Genomic DNA, 16,744 nt, shown 5'->3' with positions numbered 1-16,744 from the left:
AAAATCAAAAATGGGAACCGCTTTTCCGGTCGGGGTGAAAGGAAGCTGGGCGAAGCGGCCGCAAGCTAGCGCCTAGATTGCTTTTTCGGTAACAGAAACTTTCGGCCAGGTAAAAATAAACGCCGTGCCCTGGCCCGGCTCCGAAACCACCCGAATGGTGCTCTTTTGCTCATCCAGGATTTTCTTTACGATGCTCAGGCCGATACCGGTGCTTTCGGCTGTGTTTCGGTCGCGCAGGGTCTGAAAAATGAGAAAGATCTTCTCGTGGTACTCGGGCGCAATACCCGGACCGTCGTCGGCTACCGTAAATTCGTACTCCTTCTTGGCTTCCGCGCAGCTCACCCTAATCGTGCCCTGCCCGCGGTGGTGATATTTTACGGCATTGCTCAGCAGATTGGTAAACACTTGCTGCAGGCTCAGCCGGTCGGTCACGAGCAGGGGCAGGGATGTCGGAATCTCGAGGTGGAAGGAGGGGGGCACCACCATGTCGCGCACTTCCTCGACCAGCTGCTGCACCTGCACTTCTTCTAGTTTCTGCTCCGTGCGGCCGATGCGGGCATAGGCCAGCAGACCATTAATCAGGTCTTCGAGGCGAGCCAGCCGGCCCTTCATCATGCCCAGGTACTGGCGCATCTGCTCGGACAGCTCCGTGGCCAGCTCATCCTCAATCCACTTTACCACGGTCACGACTCCGCGCAGGGGCGCTTTCAGGTCGTGAGAAGTTACGTAGGCAAACTGATCCAGCTCCCGGTTGCGGTTCTGCAGGGCCCCGAAGGTGTCGTCCAGGGTTTGGGTCATGCGGTTGAGGGAAGTGGCCAGATTCCCCAGGCTGTCTTTTTCCTTGTCCTTAATTTTAACCTTATAGTCGCCCTGCACCACCTGGTTGGCCAGATTCTCAATGATTTGGATACGTTGGCTCGTCGCCTGGTTGATGGCGGCCAGTTCCTGCTGCAGCTTCTCGTTGGCCGAAATTTCCCGGGAGATTTTCTGAAACAGCCACAGCGTAATCAGAATGGCCAGGGTGGCCGATACGATGATGGTGATAGGGGTAATGGTTTCGTAGATGTTTTGCTGACGGTTGCGCTCGGCCAGCAGCGTCAGTTCGCTTTGCTTGATATCTTCAAACATGGTGTAGATGGCCCGCATGGTTTGCCGCCCCGTGTCCAGAATAGTCTGCGCCGAGGAACTGGTAACGGCCCGGTTGGGCTTGAGCAGCAGCTCCATATTGTTGAATTTCTGCCGCACCAACACCCGCATCGAGTCGAGACGCACTACTTGGCGCGGGTTGTCGGCCATCATGCGGTCCAGGCGCTCAAAGCTTTGCTCGATTTCGCGCTGGGACGTGTTATAGGTTTGCAGGTAGGAGGTATCGGCCGTCAGCAAAAAGCCCCGCACCCGCGACTCCGCATCCCGCACCCGCGACGTCATCTGCTCGGCTTCCTGAATCACGCGGTAGGTGTGTTCCACGTGCCGGGTTTGCACGGCCAGCTGCCGGATGCTCAGGAACGAGGCCACTGCCGTGAGCAGCAGCACGCCAGCGGCCACGGCAAAGCCCAAAAGAATTTTGGTGTTGAGGTTGAGTTGCATAAGCTGCAAACCTACGGGCTTCGGGGCAGATGCCCTAGCAAAACTACTCCGCGTGCCGGGGTGTACCGGCCTGGGCTGCGTACCTTCGCACCTGTCTTTGCCTGCTTTCGCCTATGCCCGCCGCCGACCCCATTACCAGCCCGCAGAATCCTCGGATTAAAAACCTGCTACGCTTGCAGCAAAAAGCCTCCGAGCGGCGCGAGCAGCAGCTCACCATCATCGAGGGGCACCGCGAGCTGACTATTGCCCACCAAGCCGGCATCGAGATTCGCAGCCTGTTCGTGTGTCCTGACCTGGCCGGGGCAGACCGTCACCGGGAGCTACAGACGACCTTAGGGCCGCAGGCGGAGGTGTTTGAGGTGTCGAAAGCGGTGTTTGAACGGGTAGCGTACCGGGAAGGGTCCGATGGTATTTTGGCCCTGGCCCGCCCGCCCCAGCGCCGCCTCCAAACCCTGAAACTGCCCGCCAACCCGCTGCTGCTGATTTTGGAGGCCGTGGAAAAGCCCGGCAACCTGGGAGCCATCCTGCGCACGGCCGACGCCGCCCGCGTCGATGCCGTCATCGTCTGCGACCCGCGCACCGACTTGTACAATCCCAACGCCATCCGCTCCAGCATTGGCTGCATTTTTACGGTGCCCACGGTAGCTTCCACGCGCCAGGAAGTGCTGGCCTGGTGCGCCGAGCAAGGTATCAGGACTTACGCCGCGGCCCTGACTCCGACGGCTCAGGCGTATACCACCTATGATTTCCGGGGCCCCACCGCGTTTGTGATGGGTACCGAGGCCGATGGGCTGACGCCCGAGCTGCGCGAAGCCTGCTCCGAAACCATCATCATCCCCATGCGCGGCTACATTGACTCGCTCAATGTCAGTATTGCTACGGCCGTGCTAACGTTTGAAGCAGTGCGGCAGCGTAACTAGCCAGAAAAAAGCATCCTTCAGAAAGAGGTTGGGCGCGGTCAGCAAGTGAAAATGTAAAACACTATGCTCGACAGTAGGTTTAGCTAACATAATCTCACCTACCCAACCCTTTTTATGAAAAAATTAGTCTTTGCTCTGTTTCTAACGATGGGCTCGGTAGCCGCCATCAGCTGCTCCGACGACAAGGAGGAAACGGCTGCGCCCGTCACCCCGCTGACTGTCACGGGTACGCTCACCGGCGCCCAGGAAGTGCCCGCCGTGACATCTTCGGCCACTGGCACCGTGAGTGGCACCTATAACAAGGAAACCAAGGTATTTCAGTACACGGTCACCTTTTCGGGGCTGACGCCCACGGCCGGGCACTTTCACATCGGTGCCCCCGGGTCTACGGGCCCGGTTTCCATACCCTTGTTGTTTAACAACAGCACCGCTAACGGGTTCGTGTCGCCTATCACCGGCTCGGCTACCCTTACAGATGCCCAGGCTACAGCCTTGCTTGGCAATTCGCTGTATGCCAACCTGCATACCGCCGCTTTCCCCAGCGGCGAAATCCGGGCTAACGTAACGGCCAAGTAATTTGGCTGGTGGCTTTACCTGTTGCTGCGTATACTAAAGGCCTGGAGCAATCCAGGCCTTTTTCGTGCCGGTTGGCTGCCACTTGCATTAGTGCCTCTTTTTATCAGCTGCTAGTATCAGTATATGCGCTTAGAACACCGGATCTTGAACATCACCGGCCGGGTGCAGGGTGTGTTTTTCCGTCAAAGTACCCGCGCCGAAGCTCAGCGCCTGGGGCTGGCGGGCTATGCTCGCAACAATGAGGACGGAACCGTGACAGTTGAAGCCGAAGGTAGCGCCAGCGCCCTCGATGAGCTCGAAGCGTGGTGCCATAAAGGTCCACCCGCCGCCCGGGTAGACCACGTAACGGTAAACTCCGGGGCAGTGCGGGGCTACTCTGAGTTTATAATTGCGCGCTAAAGCTACACGCGGCAGAATTCCTGAATCCGGACCTCCAGGCTGTCGGCAGCATACAACACGGGTGGTCCGGTGGGAGTCGGCAGGCCGTGGCTTTCCACCAGCGTCGATTCCCAGATGCTGAGAGTAGCCTCGCGCAAAGCCCAGGGCTGGTGATACACTTTACCCCGCCATAGCGTGTCGCTACGGATGGCCCGGGCCAAATCAGGCCCGGCGGTGTAGAGATAATACCGCTCCGTCAGGAAGTGAGCCAGGCTTCCCGGAGCTGCTGGGGGCAGGGGGGCGCCCGGCGTCCAGACGGCCGCAAAGCGTGCTGAAGCCGCTCCGCGGTGGGTCCGCTCGGCGTGGGCCCGGAGAGTATTCCCTGTTCGGTCTAGGCTCATGCGGGCGTGCAGATACGGCAGGTGAAACAGCGTGCGGGCCGCCCACACGCCCAAAGCCAGCGTGGCATCCAGCGACAGAAACCACACGCCCGGAATACCATTCAGGCGGGCGTAGGTGCGCACATTGAGTTCATGCATGTTGCTTAACCCCGGCACAGCCGGTAATCCCAGCGGCCGGATGCCACTCATGGTGAAAGGCACTACGCCTAGCCACGCCTGTCCGTCATACAAGTCTAATTCCAGGCGCGGCGGCAGATAGGGCCGTAGCACATCGGGGGCCACCGGCCAGTGCGCAAACAGCAGCTGGCTCCAGCGTTGGCGCATCAAGGGGAGGCGAGAAGGGAAGTCAGGGTGGGTAGTAGCCATGGCGGGACGAATTGCAAGCGTAGCCTCTACAACAAAGCCAGGCGGCTATTAGACCAGCCTAGGGCCAAACAAAAAGGGAGGCAACCACCGGCTACCTCCCTTTTGCGTAATCAAACCAGAAATCTAGTCGACTTTCTTGGCCGAGCGCAGACGCTCGTTCTCGTCGAGCAGGATTTTGCGCATCCGCACCGACTTCGGGGTTACTTCCAGATACTCATCCTTCTGGATGTATTCCATGGCTTCTTCCAGCGAGAACTGACGCTTGGGAACGATTTTCACGTTGTCGTCCGAGCCCGAAGCGCGCATGTTGGTCAGCTTCTTGCCCTTCTGGATGTTAATGGTCAAGTCGTTGGGGCGGGTGTGCTCACCGATAACCTGACCAGCGTACACCTCTTCACCTGGGTCCACGAAGAACTCGCCGCGGTCCTGCATCTTGTCGATGGTGTAAGCGGTGCCGGCACCGGTGTCCATCGAAATCAGCGAACCGGAGATACGGCCGGGAATTACGCCTTTGTAGGGCTCGTAGGCCGAGAAGCGGTGGTTCATGATGGCCTCACCGGCGGTGGCGGTCAGCACGTTGTTGCGCAAACCAATCAGGCCGCGGGCGGGAATGTTGAACTCCAGGTGCTGCAGGTCGCCCTTGGGCTCCATGATGGTCAGCTCGCCTTTGCGCATCGTCACCAGCTCGATAACCTTACCGGCCGTTTCCTCCGGCACGTCTACCACCAAGTGCTCGACGGGCTCCAAGCGGTTGCCGTTCTCGTCTTCGCGGAACAGAACCTGGGGCTGTCCTACCTGCAGCTCGAAGCCTTCGCGCCGCATGGTTTCAATCAGGACCGACAAGTGCAGAATACCGCGGCCATACACGAGGAACGTGTCTTCCTTATCGGTCTCCTTTACGCGCAGGGCCAGGTTTTTCTCGGTTTCCTTGAACAGACGGTCGCGCAGGTGACGCGAGGTCACGAACTTGCCTTCCTTACCGAAGAACGGCGAGTTGTTGATGGTGAACAGCATGTTCATCGTCGGCTCGTCGATGCTGATGGTGGCCAGTGCTTCGGGGTTTTCGGCGTCGGCGAGGGTGTCGCCAATGTCAAAGCCTTCGATGCCGGTCACGGCGCAGATTTCGCCCGAGCTAACCTCAGCCACCTTGTTCTTGCCCAGGCCTTCGAATACCTGCAGCTCTTTGATTTTTACTTTCTTGATGGTGCCGTCGCGCTTCACCAAGCTCATGTTAGCGCCTTCGCGCAGCGTACCGCGGTGCACGCGGCCGATGGCGATACGACCCACGAACGAGGAGTAGTCGAGCGAGGTAACCTGCATCTGGGGCGTGCCATCGAGCTGGGGAGCGGCCGGAATGGAGGCTACTACCGCGTCGAGCAGCGGGATGATGCTGTCGGTCTTTACTTTCCAGTCGGTGCTCATCCAGCCCTGCTTCGAGGAGCCGTACAGGGTCACGAAGTCCAGTTGGTCTTCGTTGGCGCCCAGGTTGAACATCAGGTCAAATACCTGCTCGTGCACCTCGTCGGGGCGGCAGTTTTCCTTGTCCACCTTGTTTACGACCACGATGGGCTTCAGGCCCAGGTCAATGGCTTTGCCCAGCACGAAACGGGTCTGGGGCATGGCGCCTTCGAAGGCATCGACGAGCAGCAGTACGCCGTCGGCCATCTTTAGTACGCGCTCCACCTCACCCCCAAAGTCGGCGTGACCAGGGGTGTCGATGATGTTGATTTTAACGTCCTTATAGCGGACGGATACGTTCTTGGAAACGATGGTGATACCCCGCTCGCGCTCCAGATCGTTGTTGTCGAGGATCAGGTCGTCGAACTGCTGGTGCTCGTCGAAAAGCTTCGAGGCGTGAATGATCTTGTCCACGAGCGTCGTTTTGCCGTGGTCAACGTGCGCAATGATTGCGATATTCCGAATGTTCTGCATACAGATGGTTTTGCGGGTGCAAAGGTACGCATTTCTAACCGTAAAAGACCGAGTTATCAAAATGTTAGCTGATTCAGTCTGAAAGGCACGGCCTTACCTAAACCGAACCGAAGCTCCGCCGCGTATGTTTCTTTCACACAGCGGCGCTATTCCGGGCTCTGCTGTTCTCACAAATTCCTCATTCTATCTGCTCATGCGCACCTCCTTTTTGGTTCTGCTTCTTTCTTCTCTTACCCTAGGTACTGCCTGTTCGCAGAAACGCCAGAATCTGGCGGCTGAGAAACCCCAGGCTGCAACCCAACCTACTGCCGCCGGCAAGCAATATCCCAAGGCCCAGCCCGTGACGCACCGGCCCGACGAGTTTCCGGTGCGGAAAACGGATGCCCAGTGGAAAGCTCAGCTTACCCCAGCGCAGTACTTTATTTTGCGCCAGCAGGGCACGGAGCAGGCATTCAACAATAAATACTTTGACAACCACGAAAAGGGTTCGTACTACTGTGCCGCCGACCACAACCTGCTTTTCACTTCCGACACCAAATTTGAATCGGGCACGGGCTGGCCGAGCTTCTGGGCTCCGGCGGCGGAAACCAGCTTGAAAGTAACCACTGACAACACCCACGGCATGAGTCGCGACGAGCTGGTGTGCGCCAAGTGCGGCGGCCACCTGGGCCACGTCTTCGACGACGGCCCCAAGCCTACCGGCCTACGCTACTGCATGGATTCGGACGGAATGATTTTTGAGAAGGCCAAGTAAAAGAGCCCGATATTTGTGCCACCTAGCAGCCCGCCGACTTGTTCAGCGGGCTGTTATTTTAAGGTCTTGGCCTCATCTTTTCCACTGTCTCTGTAACTTTTCTGTGTATGACCTCTGCCGATCCAATCCGCACTTTGCAGCAGCAGCTAGCCCCGGCCCGGGAGCAGCTGGTGGCGCATAATGTGTACCAGGGCATTCAGTCGTTGGAAGACTTGCGCGTATTTATGCAGCACCACGTTTTTGCGGTGTGGGACTTCATGTCGTTGCTCAAAAGCTTGCAGCGCGACCTCACCTGCGTAACGGTGCCCTGGGTGCCACGCGGCAACCCGGCCACGCGTCGCCTGATTAACGAGATTGTGCTGGAAGAGGAAACCGACGTGGACCAGCATGGGCAGCCCGCCAGCCACTTCGAAATGTATTTGCGGGCCATGGATGAGTGCGGGGCCGACACCCAGCCCATCCGCAAGCTGCTCGATGCCATGTCGGTCGGAGAGCCGGTCGAAATGGCCCTGTTGCACGCCAACGTGCCGTATGCCGTGCAGCAGTTCGTGCTGAGCACCTTTAGCGTGATTAATTCGGGTAAATCGCACGCCGTCGCCGCGGCTTTCACCTTCGGCCGGGAAGACGTAATTCCGGACATGTTTCGCCACCTGGTAGCCGACCTGGGCCAGCGTTTTCCCGGGCAGCTCGAAACCTTTATTTACTACCTCAACCGCCATATCCAGCTCGACGAAGAAGTGCACACTCCCTTGGCCGAACAGATGGTGCGGGAGCTCTGCGGCAACAACGACCAGCAGTGGGAGGAGTGCCGCGAAGTAGCCGCCCGCTGCATGCAGGCCCGGGTGGCATTGTGGGACGGAATTCGGCAGGCCATGACTACGGCGGTGGCCGTTTCTCCGGCAAGCTAACTTACTGGTCGTACTGCGCGTTGTAAGAGGGCGGCTCACTACAGGCCGCCCTAATTTTTTGGTTATGTTGTACCATTCCCTACTAAAAGTCGGCCGCCTGCTGCTCGTGTTCACCGCTAGCTGGCTCTCTGCCTGCACCGCTAGCCAGGAAAGCAGTGCCGAGGTAGACCGCGCCCCGCTGCCCGCCGCCATTCGCACCGATGCTGACCGGCAGGCAGCCTACAACAGCAATGCCGGCTACGGCGGCTCGGTACCCGATGCCACGCCCGGCCGGGTAGAAATCCGGGAGCAAGCCGCCCGCTCCAATGCCCGGCAGCGGGTGGAAAGCGTCAATTCCAACGACCCCAACAACACTCCCACCGAAACCCGGCTTCGCCGCCTCAACGGGGCCCCGCTTGATACGGTCCGGCGGCTGCCGTAAACAAAAAAGGACCTGCTCTTGCTAGAAGAACAGGTCCTTTTTCGGAGTAGGCTCTTTAACGCCGCTTAGCTGGCGGCTGTGTCAGCTGGGGTAGCTTCGGGAGCTGGAGTTGGGGAGGCGGCAGGCTTGGGGCTGCGCCGGGGCGCTGCCGCGCTGGTGGGCCGGCCACGCCGGGCTGATGCTGGTGCCACACTGGCCGGGGTGGACGCCCGGGATTTGGGCTGTCGGGTAGCAGCTGGCGTAGCCGTAGCGGGTGCGCTGGTAGCGATACTATCCGAAGCCGCTGTGGAGGCATTGCCGTCGGAATGCTGTACGATGGTGCGCAGGGCTTCCTCAAACAGCCGCTCAGTGTCCGCGTCTAGGCGTTGGGTCGCTTCTTTTACAATTTCTTTCAGCTTGGCTTTCGTTTCTTTGCGGATGCGGTCTACCACTTCCTTCATGCGTAGGTCCAGCTCCTTTTGCAGTTGCTTGGCGGCCGCTTTCAACGATTTCTTTTGGCTGGCTTTCTTCGCAGGGCTGTTGTCGGTAAGGGTAGCAGATGCACGCTGCGCCGCTTTATCAGCTTTGCGCTGAGCTTTTTGTGCCGGATCTTTCTTAGCCTTTTTTTCGGGCTGATCCTGAGCAGACTTTTTCATGGGGCAGAAGGGATAGTGTGAAAGTAGCTGACACAAAAGCAGCAGTATACTACGGTGCCGTCATGCCCAAATATAGATGTATTTACCTGTCGAGCTATGTTAAGGTTTTAAACACGCCCCGATACTTTTATTTCCTTGTTTCTTTGCAAATAAATAAGTGGGTATTGGTCAAACAATACCGCCTCTTTTTCACCGAATTCCTGATTTTGTTTTCATATGCAATCTAATCCACAACGATATACCGTTACGGCTGCGCTGCCCTACGCAAATGGTCCCGTACACATCGGGCATTTAGCAGGCGTGTATTTGCCGGCGGATATCTATGTTCGCTACCTACGGGCCGCCGGCCGCGACGTTAAGTTCATTTGCGGCTCGGATGAGCACGGCGTGCCCATTACCATTCGGGCGCAGAAAGAAGGCGTAACACCCCAGCAAGTCGTTGATAAATACCACGCTATCATTCGCGACTCCTTCGCCGAGTTTGGCGTTTCCTTTGATATTTATTCGCGCACTTCGTCCAAAACGCACAGCGAAGTTGCCAGTGGTTTTTTCAAAAAACTTTACGAGGAAAATAAATTTATTGAGCAGACCTCCCAGCAGTACTTCGATGAAAAGGCCGACCAATTTCTAGCCGACCGCTACATCGTGGGCACTTGTCCTAACTGCGGCAACGAAAATGCCTACGGCGACCAGTGCGAAAAATGCGGCTCGTCCTTGAGTCCTACCGAGCTTATTTCGCCCCGCAGCATGCTCAGTGGCAACCAGCCTATTCTGCGCGAAACCAAGCACTGGTATTTGCCACTCGACCAGTACGAATCCTGGCTGCGCGAATGGATTGTGGAAGGCCACAAAGCCGACTGGAAAGCCAATGTGTACGGGCAGTGCAAATCCTGGATCGACCAGGGCCTGCAGCCCCGCGCCGTCACCCGCGACCTGGACTGGGGCGTGCCCGTGCCCGTAGCCGGTGCCGAAGGCAAAGTGCTCTACGTGTGGTTCGACGCGCCCATCGGCTACATTTCGGCCACTAAAGACCTGCTGCCCGACACCTGGGAAACCTACTGGAAAGACAGTGGCAGTAAGCTGGTCCACTTTATTGGCAAAGACAATATCGTGTTCCACTGCATTATTTTCCCGGCAATGCTCAAGGCTCATGGCGACTATATTCTGCCCGATAATGTGCCGGCCAATGAGTTTCTGAACCTGGAAGGCGACAAAATCAGCACGAGCCGCAATTGGGCCGTGTGGCTGCACGAGTATCTACAGGATTTTCCCGGTAAAGCCGACGTGTTGCGCTACGTACTGTGTGCCAATGCGCCCGAAACCAAGGACAACGATTTTACCTGGAAGGATTTTCAGGCCCGCAACAACAACGAGCTAGTCGCCAACCTAGGTAATTTCGTCAACCGGGCTGTGGTCTTAACGCACAAGTTTTTTGCGGGCAAGGTTCCGGCTGTCAGTGGCGGATTGCAGGGTATCGACCAGGATGCGCTGGCCCAATTGGCTGAATTTCCGCAGCGCATTGGCGAGCTGATTGACAATTACCGGTTCCGCGACGCCCTAAATGAATTGCTAAACCTGACGCGCGTCGGCAACAAGTACTTGGCTGAAACCGAGCCCTGGAAATTAATTAAAACTGACGAGGCCCGCACCGGCACCGTCCTGCATGTGGCCCTGCAAATCGCTGCTGGTCTGGTAACCTTGATGGAGCCTTTCTTGCCCGCTTCAGCCGCTAAGCTTGGCGAGATGCTGCGCGTAGAAAAAGGCAGCTGGCAAGCGGCGGGCCGCCCCGACACCTTAGCGGCGGGCCACGAAATCGGAGCGGCCGCCCTGCTGTTCGACAAAATCGAAGACGCCACGGTGGAAGCCCAGGTGCAGAAGCTGCTCGACACCAAGAAAGCCAACGAGCTGGCCAACGCCGTAGCCGAGCCGGCCAAGGAAGACGTGAGCTTCGATGAGTTTGGCCGCATGGATTTGCGCGTGGGTACGGTGGTCGCCGCCGAAAAGGTAGCCAAGACCAAAAAGCTGCTTAAGCTAACCGTCGATACCGGCCTCGACCAGCGCACCATCGTCAGCGGCATTGCGGAGCACTTCATCCCCGAAGCCCTGGTCGGACAGCAAGTTTTGGTGCTGCTGAATCTGGCCCCGCGTGAAATCAAAGGTATTCAAAGCCAGGGCATGCTGCTGCTAGCCGAAAATGCCGACGGCTCCCTGCAGCTCATGCAACCCGGTCAGCCCGTGCGTCCCGGCAGTCACGTAGCGTAAGCCGCGCCTGTTTTTGCCAAGTGGAAGGCTGAGCCAACCGGCGGAGATTTTTACTAGAAAGCCCTCAATCGTTGCTCCGGTTGAGGGCTTTCTGATGTACGAGCACTAGCACTTGAGCACCTGAATCTTTACTTCGTGTTTACCACGTTCATTGTGCGCTCCAGGCCGATAGTTGCGAAGGATAAAATGGCTTCGGCTGCTTTTTCAATGCGCAGAGACAAGTCGATTTGCTCATCCGCTGAAAACGGGTTTAGCACATAGTCTACCTGCCGGCCTTTGGGGAAATTGGCATCTACGCCGAAGCGTAAACGGGCGTATTCATCCGTGCCCAAGGTTTCCTGAATGTGCTTCAGACCATTGTGCCCGCCGGCCGAGCCTTTGCCCTTCAGGCGCAGCTTGCCGAAGGGCAGGGCCAAGTCATCGGTTACCACGACCATGTTTTCCTTCGCAATTTTCTCGCTGGTCAGGTAGTGGGCGGCGGCTTTGCCACTCAGGTTCATGTAGGTAGTAGGCTTCACCAGCACCAGCGTTTTGCCTTTGTGCTTGATTTCGGTGACGAAAGCGTGGCGCTTTAATTCAAACTGTGCATCATGCTTGGCGGCCAGATAATCGGCTACCATAAAGCCAATATTGTGGCGCGTGTTGGCGTATTCGGGCCCGATGTTGCCCAGGGCCATAACGAGAAACTTCATAAGGCGAAATACGGGGATTTAACGCAAGAAATCCTGCCCCGCCGAAGCAGGACAGGATTTCCTTGATTTTCCGCAGGGCGGAGAAATATTAACGGTCGCCGCCGGCCATCTGGCCTTTCAGGGCGCGTGGGATGGTTACGGTAGCAATAGGAGCCGCGCCGTTGGTCAGGATGGTGTAGCCTTTAGCTTCCACCTTGCTTACCTTGATCGACTTGCCTAGCTCGAGGTCCGAGATGTTTACTTCTACGTAGTCGGGCAGGTTTTCGGGCAGAGCCTTCACCTTCAGTTTACGCAGCTTGCTCACCAGCTTACCACCGGCCAGTACACCCGGCGAAACACCAACGTATTTCACGGGGATTTCCATCTTCACTTCTTTGCCTTCCTGCAGCAACAGAAAGTCAACGTGCAGCAGCATTTCGTTCACGGGGTGGAACTGGGCATCCTGCACGATGGCGCGGTATACGGTGCCCTCTACGTTTACGTCAACAACGTGTACGTCGGGGGTGTACAGCAATTCGCGGAAGAGGATGGCCGGAGCCGAAAAGTGCACTTGCTCTTCGCCACCGTACAGTACGCACGGAACATACGAGTCAAGACGCAGTGCTTTCGCATCCTTCTTACCGAGATTCGCTCTTTTAAACCCTACAATCTCGAGGCTTTTCATAAGCTTGTGTTTTTGAGAAAAAGAAAAGTGTGCTTTCCCGGCCAAGCTGACAATCAGCCCAAAACGGGCCGCAAAGATAGCGCTATTGTTTTATAAACGGAAACCAATTTCGGATTTGTCGGCCTGGCCCAGGGCCAAGCTTGCCTATTTGGCTCGTGAGCCAGCCATCTGCGTTTGGACCAGCTGCTCGGCCTGCTGCCGGTCCTGCAACACGCGCAGATACGCTACGGCGGGCCGCATCTGGCAGGTATAGGCCGCCTTACGGGCGTAGTCGATGGCCTCGGGCAAGCGGTTATTCATCTCCTCGTACACGGCCAGATTATAAAAGGCCCGGCCCGCTACCACGTGGTTGATACTGCGGGCGGCCTGCTGCCAGCGGGCTGCGGCTTGGGTCCAGTCGGTGGCCTGCACGCACTGCCGGGCTTGCTGCATCTGCGCATTCTTCTTGGCCCGGGTGTAGACGTTGCGCGTCAAGGGCACGTAGGAAGGGGCAATCCGGCGGGCGTACTGGTCGCCGATGCGCAGGGCCACTTCCCGGATGCAGCGCTCCGGGGCGGGCAGGCCGGCCAGCGCGGCCTGGTAGGTGGCGCCTTCGCTGCTCCAGCCCAAGTGGTCTTCCTGCCGGGCCTGGTCGACTACCAACCCCTCCGGGCCATAGGTACGGAATCCGGACACAATGCGCATATCCATATGCACGACGGTTACCAGTACTTTCCGGTCGGGCTTGTCTTTCTCCTTAATAACCCGCTCTTCCTGCCGCCGCTGCAGCTGCATGTCAGAGTCGAAGGCTTCGAGTACCACCAGCCCATCGACCTGCGAGGTGCGGCACACCCGCCGCACGTAGTCGGGAGCCATGGGAGGGAGGAAAAATTCGCGCGTGCGGCCCACGAGCTGGAGGTTGGCCGGCGTCACGCGGAAGCGCGGGCTGTTACGCATCAGGGCCTCACCGGTACTCAGCACGCAGGCTTCCGCCCCGGCCCGGTCTACCATGGGGCCTTCCCCCGTAAACACCCCCTCCAGCACATCGAAGAACTTGTCGCGGCGATTGTCGGGCAGGATGCGGTTGGCGGTGGCAATGCGCTGCAGAGTCGGTGGCATGGGCACCGAGGCTGGGGCCAAGGCCTCCAAATGTACGGTTGTGGTACAGCTGCTGGCTAAACCCAGAATAACCACGCTGACCCAGGCAAAACGGTGTAAAGAATAGCTCATAATCGAAAAAATAAAAATGAAAAGAGGGGAACTTTTCGGTTCCCCTCTTCAACACCGTGCCAAAATTGGCTTTAGCTATATAGTAGTCGGATCTAAGCCCGCAGCTAGATAAACAACGAGCTAATCGACTCGTGGGTCACCACGTTGCGGATGGCCTGAGCAAATAGGTTAGCCAACGAGATGACTTTGATCTTGTGATTTTCCTGCTTCAGCGGAATCGTGTCGGTGATGACCAGCTCTTCCAGCACCGAGTTGCGAATCCGCTCGTGGGCCGGGCCGCTGAGCACGCCGTGGGTAATAACAGCCCGCACCGACTTGGCCCCACGCTCCATCAGCAGCTCGGCGGCCTTGCAGATGGTGCCGGCCGTGTCCACGATGTCGTCCACCAGCACCACGTTCATGCCCGTCACGTCGCCAATCACCTGCATGGAGGCAATTTCGTTGGCCCGCAGGCGCATTTTGTCGCAGACTACGATTTCGGCGCCGAACTTCTTGGCGAAGGCCCGGGTGCGGACCACGCCGCCCACGTCGGGGGAAGCGAAGATCAAATCATCCAGCCCCAGCGACTTTATATAAGGAGCCGACACGGTGGCCCCATCCAGATGGTCCACGGGAATGTCGAAGAAACCCTGAATCTGGCCGGCGTGCAGGTCGCAGGTCATCAGGCGGTCGGTGCCCACGCTCTGAATGAAGTCGGCCACTACTTTGGCCCCGATGCTCACCCGGGGCTTGTCCTTGCGGTCCTGGCGGGCGTAACCGAAGTAGGGCATCACGATGGTAACCGAAGCGGCCGAAGCGCGCTTAGCGGCATCTACCATCAGCATGAGCTCCATCAGGTTCTCGGCCGGAGGGTTGGTGCTCTGAATCAGAAATACGGCGCAACCCCGCACGCTTTCGTTGAAGCTGGGGCCGAGTTCAGTGTCGGCAAAGCGCTGAATGCTTAAATCACCGAGTGTAGTACCATATGCTTCGGCAATTGCTTTACCGAGTTCAGGAGATGCATTTCCTGCGAAGATTTTAACCTGCTGGGCCATGGAAAGGGGAAAGGGGGCGAAAACGGAATAAACTGAAAAAGCGAAAGGCGCTGATTCTTCCGGGGAGGAAGGATCAGCGCCTTTCGCGTTACGTAGTCGGTTGTCCGACCAGGGCTCGAACCTGGACTTTCTTGAATCAAAATCAAGCGTGTTGCCAGTTACACCATCGGACAATTTCCAAGCGGCTATCGGTGTGGATGTGCCGTTTGGGTGTGCAAATGTACTACGGGAAACATTCAAGGCAAATTTTACCGCAAAAATTTTTCAAGAAAATTTCGGGCCTTGGCTCGCGAAATATGGCGTTTTTGGCTTTACTGACTGATAATCAAGGTGGATTGCGAGTGAAAAAAAGGCTTGAGCTTTCCTCCGGACAGCCTTTGGCAAAGCCGGGATTAAGCCGTAGTTTTGCACCCTGAAAACGTTGCACCCATCTACTATAAAGACTCGCAATGGCGAATAACGGTAAAATCACCCAGGTAATCGGTCCCGTTGTGGACGTGAGCTTCGCGGGTGAAGGCTCTACGCTTCCCAATATCCTCGACGCACTCGAAGTCACGAAAGACAACGGCCAGGTAGTCATCCTGGAGTGCCAGCAACACCTCGGTGAAGACCGTGTGCGCACCATCGCCATGGACTCGACCGAGGGTCTGACCCGCGGCGCCGTGGTTCGGAATCTGGGCGCCCCCATGTCGATGCCTACGGGCGACGGCGTGAAAGGTCGTTTGTTCAATGTGGTAGGCTACGCCATCGACGGCATTCCCCAGCCCAAGAGCGACGGCGCGCTGCCGATTCACCGCCAGCCTCCGCCCTTCGAAGATTTGGCTACCTCCTCGGAAATCCTCTTCACGGGTATTAAAGTAATTGACCTGCTCGCTCCTTATGTAAAAGGTGGCAAAATTGGTTTGTTTGGTGGTGCCGGCGTAGGCAAGACCGTACTGATCATGGAGCTGGTAAACAACATTGCTAAGGCGTACGCTGGTCTGTCGGTATTTGCCGGCGTGGGCGAGCGTACCCGCGAAGGCAATGACCTGCTGCGCGAATTCATTGAGTCGGACATCATCAAGTACGGTGAGGAGTTCAAGCACTCGATGGAGCAAGGCGGCTGGGACCTGACTAAGGTAGACCAGAACGAGCTGCTCAAGTCCCAGGCAACCCTGGTGTTCGGCCAGATGAACGAGCCCCCCGGAGCCCGGGCCCGCGTAGCCCTGTCGGGTCTGACCATTGCGGAAAACTTCCGCGACGGGGACGGCACCGGCGCTGGCCGCGACATCCTGTTCTTCATCGACAACATCTTCCGCTTCACCCAAGCCGGTTCGGAAGTATCGGCTCTGCTGGGCCGGATGCCGTCGGCCGTAGGCTACCAGCCCACGCTGGCTACCGAAATGGGTGCCATGCAGGAGCGGATTACCTCGACCAAGCGTGGTTCCATCACCTCGGTACAGGCCGTATATGTGCCGGCCGATGACTTGACTGACCCGGCTCCGGCAAACACCTTTGCTCACCTGGACGCAACGACGGTACTGAGCCGGAAGATTGCCGAACTGGGCATCTATCCCGCCGTGGACCCGCTGGACTCGACTTCGCGCATTCTGTCGATTGAAGTTCTCGGCGCCGAGCATTACAACACGGCTCAGCGCGTGAAGGAGATTCTGCAGCGCTACAAGGAACTACAGGACATCATCGCCATCCTCGGGATGGACGAACTCTCGGAGGAAGACAAGCAGGTCGTAAACCGTGCCCGTCGGGTGCAGCGCTTCCTGTCGCAGCCCTTCTTCGTGGCCGAGCAGTTCACCGGTCTGGCTGGCGTACTGGTTGACATCAAGGATACCATCAAAGGCTTCAACGCCATCATCGACGGTACCTACGACCACCTGCCCGAGTCGGCTTTCAACCTGGTAGGCACCATCGAAGATGCCATTGCCAAGGGTGAGCGTCTGATGGCTGAGGCGAAGTAATATTTCTAATGTGCGAATGTGATTAAAGTGCTGCTGGGCTAATACAGGGT

At 57.6% G+C, this 16,744-nt stretch carries 16 protein-coding genes and 1 tRNA gene; 8 read left to right on the top strand and 9 right to left on the bottom strand.

Annotation, left to right across the window (positions count from 1 at the left end):
• Positions 1-72 precede the first annotated feature (72 nt).
• Positions 73-1,587: a sensor histidine kinase gene (locus tag E5K02_RS19105; RefSeq protein WP_135396901.1), complete on the bottom strand. Its 1,515-nt coding sequence runs from the start codon at positions 1,585-1,587 to the stop codon at positions 73-75.
• 113 nt (positions 1,588-1,700) lie between these two features.
• On the opposite strand from E5K02_RS19105, the gene E5K02_RS19100 reads away from it, so the two are divergent.
• The 3 genes from E5K02_RS19100 to E5K02_RS19090 all read left to right on the top strand — a co-directional run bounded on the left by E5K02_RS19100 (position 1,701) and on the right by E5K02_RS19090 (position 3,482).
• On the top strand, positions 1,701-2,507 hold the full coding sequence (locus E5K02_RS19100) for a TrmH family RNA methyltransferase (protein ID WP_135396899.1): 807 nt from the start codon (positions 1,701-1,703) through the stop codon (positions 2,505-2,507).
• Positions 2,508-2,621: 114 nt separating this feature from the next.
• Entirely contained in the window at positions 2,622-3,083 is a 462-nt protein-coding gene (locus tag E5K02_RS19095; RefSeq protein ID WP_135396897.1) for a CHRD domain-containing protein, read from the top strand.
• A 123-nt stretch (positions 3,084-3,206) separates the two neighbouring features.
• Complete coding sequence (locus E5K02_RS19090; RefSeq protein WP_135396895.1) at positions 3,207-3,482, top strand: acylphosphatase; 276 nt, start codon at positions 3,207-3,209, stop codon at positions 3,480-3,482.
• A 2-nt stretch (positions 3,483-3,484) separates the two neighbouring features.
• Here the strand turns inward: E5K02_RS19090 and E5K02_RS19085 are convergent, their stop codons facing one another.
• The gene (locus E5K02_RS19085; RefSeq protein WP_206025992.1) at positions 3,485-4,228 is read right to left on the bottom strand and encodes a YqjF family protein; all 744 of its coding nucleotides are present in this window, start codon (positions 4,226-4,228) and stop codon (positions 3,485-3,487) included.
• A 123-nt stretch (positions 4,229-4,351) separates the two neighbouring features.
• Positions 4,352-6,160, bottom strand: a complete 1,809-nt coding sequence (gene typA, locus E5K02_RS19080; protein ID WP_135396893.1) for a translational GTPase TypA — start codon at positions 6,158-6,160, stop codon at positions 4,352-4,354.
• Between the two features lie 193 nt (positions 6,161-6,353).
• Here typA and msrB point away from each other — a divergent pair, with 193 nt between their 5' ends.
• The 3 genes from msrB to E5K02_RS19065 all read left to right on the top strand — a co-directional run bounded on the left by msrB (position 6,354) and on the right by E5K02_RS19065 (position 8,243).
• Positions 6,354-6,914 carry a peptide-methionine (R)-S-oxide reductase MsrB gene (gene msrB / locus E5K02_RS19075; protein WP_135396891.1) on the top strand — a complete coding sequence of 187 codons (561 nt, stop codon included), beginning with the start codon at positions 6,354-6,356 and terminating at the stop codon, positions 6,912-6,914.
• Positions 6,915-7,021: 107 nt separating this feature from the next.
• On the top strand, positions 7,022-7,822 hold the full coding sequence (locus tag E5K02_RS19070; protein ID WP_135396889.1) for a DUF3050 domain-containing protein: 801 nt from the start codon (positions 7,022-7,024) through the stop codon (positions 7,820-7,822).
• 64 nt (positions 7,823-7,886) lie between these two features.
• The gene (locus E5K02_RS19065) at positions 7,887-8,243 is read left to right on the top strand and encodes a hypothetical protein (protein ID WP_135396887.1); all 357 of its coding nucleotides are present in this window, start codon (positions 7,887-7,889) and stop codon (positions 8,241-8,243) included.
• Between the two features lie 65 nt (positions 8,244-8,308).
• On the opposite strand, the gene E5K02_RS19060 is transcribed toward E5K02_RS19065, so the two are convergent.
• The gene (locus tag E5K02_RS19060) at positions 8,309-8,878 is read right to left on the bottom strand and encodes a hypothetical protein (protein ID WP_135396885.1); all 570 of its coding nucleotides are present in this window, start codon (positions 8,876-8,878) and stop codon (positions 8,309-8,311) included.
• 216 nt (positions 8,879-9,094) lie between these two features.
• Here E5K02_RS19060 and metG point away from each other — a divergent pair, with 216 nt between their 5' ends.
• Positions 9,095-11,140 (top strand): methionine--tRNA ligase, encoded by a 2,046-nt coding sequence (metG, locus tag E5K02_RS19055; RefSeq protein WP_135396883.1) that lies wholly within the window; start codon positions 9,095-9,097, stop codon positions 11,138-11,140.
• 128 nt (positions 11,141-11,268) lie between these two features.
• Here metG and pth read toward each other — a convergent pair whose 3' ends face one another.
• The 5 genes from pth to E5K02_RS19030 form a co-directional block, all read right to left on the bottom strand.
• Positions 11,269-11,832: an aminoacyl-tRNA hydrolase gene (gene pth / locus E5K02_RS19050; RefSeq protein ID WP_135396881.1), complete on the bottom strand. Its 564-nt coding sequence runs from the start codon at positions 11,830-11,832 to the stop codon at positions 11,269-11,271.
• 88 nt (positions 11,833-11,920) lie between these two features.
• Positions 11,921-12,496, bottom strand: a complete 576-nt coding sequence (locus E5K02_RS19045) for a 50S ribosomal protein L25/general stress protein Ctc (protein ID WP_135396879.1) — start codon at positions 12,494-12,496, stop codon at positions 11,921-11,923.
• A 144-nt stretch (positions 12,497-12,640) separates the two neighbouring features.
• Complete coding sequence (locus E5K02_RS19040; RefSeq protein WP_135396877.1) at positions 12,641-13,705, bottom strand: DUF6340 family protein; 1,065 nt, start codon at positions 13,703-13,705, stop codon at positions 12,641-12,643.
• Positions 13,706-13,809: 104 nt separating this feature from the next.
• Positions 13,810-14,739, bottom strand: a complete 930-nt coding sequence (locus E5K02_RS19035) for a ribose-phosphate pyrophosphokinase (protein ID WP_135396876.1) — start codon at positions 14,737-14,739, stop codon at positions 13,810-13,812.
• A gap of 100 nt (positions 14,740-14,839) precedes the next feature.
• A tRNA-Gln gene (locus E5K02_RS19030) sits at positions 14,840-14,912 on the bottom strand.
• Between the two features lie 276 nt (positions 14,913-15,188).
• Here E5K02_RS19030 and atpD point away from each other — a divergent pair.
• Entirely contained in the window at positions 15,189-16,694 is a 1,506-nt protein-coding gene (atpD, locus tag E5K02_RS19025; protein WP_135396875.1) for a F0F1 ATP synthase subunit beta, read from the top strand.
• Positions 16,695-16,744 lie beyond the last annotated feature (50 nt).

The organism is Hymenobacter metallicola (assembly GCF_004745645.1).
In the GTDB taxonomy this organism is placed as follows: domain Bacteria; phylum Bacteroidota; class Bacteroidia; order Cytophagales; family Hymenobacteraceae; genus Hymenobacter; species Hymenobacter metallicola.
This window is presented reverse-complemented; position numbering and strand designations above follow the sequence as displayed.

Bases quoted from the DNA above. Each gene is read 5' to 3' on its own strand.
- E5K02_RS19095 (WP_135396897.1), top strand. From the start codon at position 2,622: ATGAAAAAATTAGTCTTTGCTCTGTTTCTAACGATGGGCTCGGTAGCC.
- pth (WP_135396881.1), bottom strand. From the start codon at position 11,832: ATGAAGTTTCTCGTTATGGCCCTGGGCAACATCGGGCCCGAATACGCC.
- E5K02_RS19060 (WP_135396885.1), bottom strand. From the start codon at position 8,878: ATGAAAAAGTCTGCTCAGGATCAGCCCGAAAAAAAGGCTAAGAAAGAT.
- E5K02_RS19045 (WP_135396879.1), bottom strand. From the start codon at position 12,496: ATGAAAAGCCTCGAGATTGTAGGGTTTAAAAGAGCGAATCTCGGTAAG.
- E5K02_RS19085 (WP_206025992.1), bottom strand. From the start codon at position 4,228: ATGGCTACTACCCACCCTGACTTCCCTTCTCGCCTCCCCTTGATGCGC.
- E5K02_RS19070 (WP_135396889.1), top strand. From the start codon at position 7,022: ATGACCTCTGCCGATCCAATCCGCACTTTGCAGCAGCAGCTAGCCCCG.
- atpD (WP_135396875.1), top strand. From the start codon at position 15,189: ATGGCGAATAACGGTAAAATCACCCAGGTAATCGGTCCCGTTGTGGAC.
- E5K02_RS19035 (WP_135396876.1), bottom strand. From the start codon at position 14,739: ATGGCCCAGCAGGTTAAAATCTTCGCAGGAAATGCATCTCCTGAACTC.
- E5K02_RS19090 (WP_135396895.1), top strand. From the start codon at position 3,207: ATGCGCTTAGAACACCGGATCTTGAACATCACCGGCCGGGTGCAGGGT.
- msrB (WP_135396891.1), top strand. From the start codon at position 6,354: ATGCGCACCTCCTTTTTGGTTCTGCTTCTTTCTTCTCTTACCCTAGGT.
- typA (WP_135396893.1), bottom strand. From the start codon at position 6,160: ATGCAGAACATTCGGAATATCGCAATCATTGCGCACGTTGACCACGGC.
- E5K02_RS19040 (WP_135396877.1), bottom strand. From the start codon at position 13,705: ATGAGCTATTCTTTACACCGTTTTGCCTGGGTCAGCGTGGTTATTCTG.
- E5K02_RS19105 (WP_135396901.1), bottom strand. From the start codon at position 1,587: ATGCAACTCAACCTCAACACCAAAATTCTTTTGGGCTTTGCCGTGGCC.
- E5K02_RS19065 (WP_135396887.1), top strand. From the start codon at position 7,887: ATGTTGTACCATTCCCTACTAAAAGTCGGCCGCCTGCTGCTCGTGTTC.
- metG (WP_135396883.1), top strand. From the start codon at position 9,095: ATGCAATCTAATCCACAACGATATACCGTTACGGCTGCGCTGCCCTAC.
- E5K02_RS19100 (WP_135396899.1), top strand. From the start codon at position 1,701: ATGCCCGCCGCCGACCCCATTACCAGCCCGCAGAATCCTCGGATTAAA.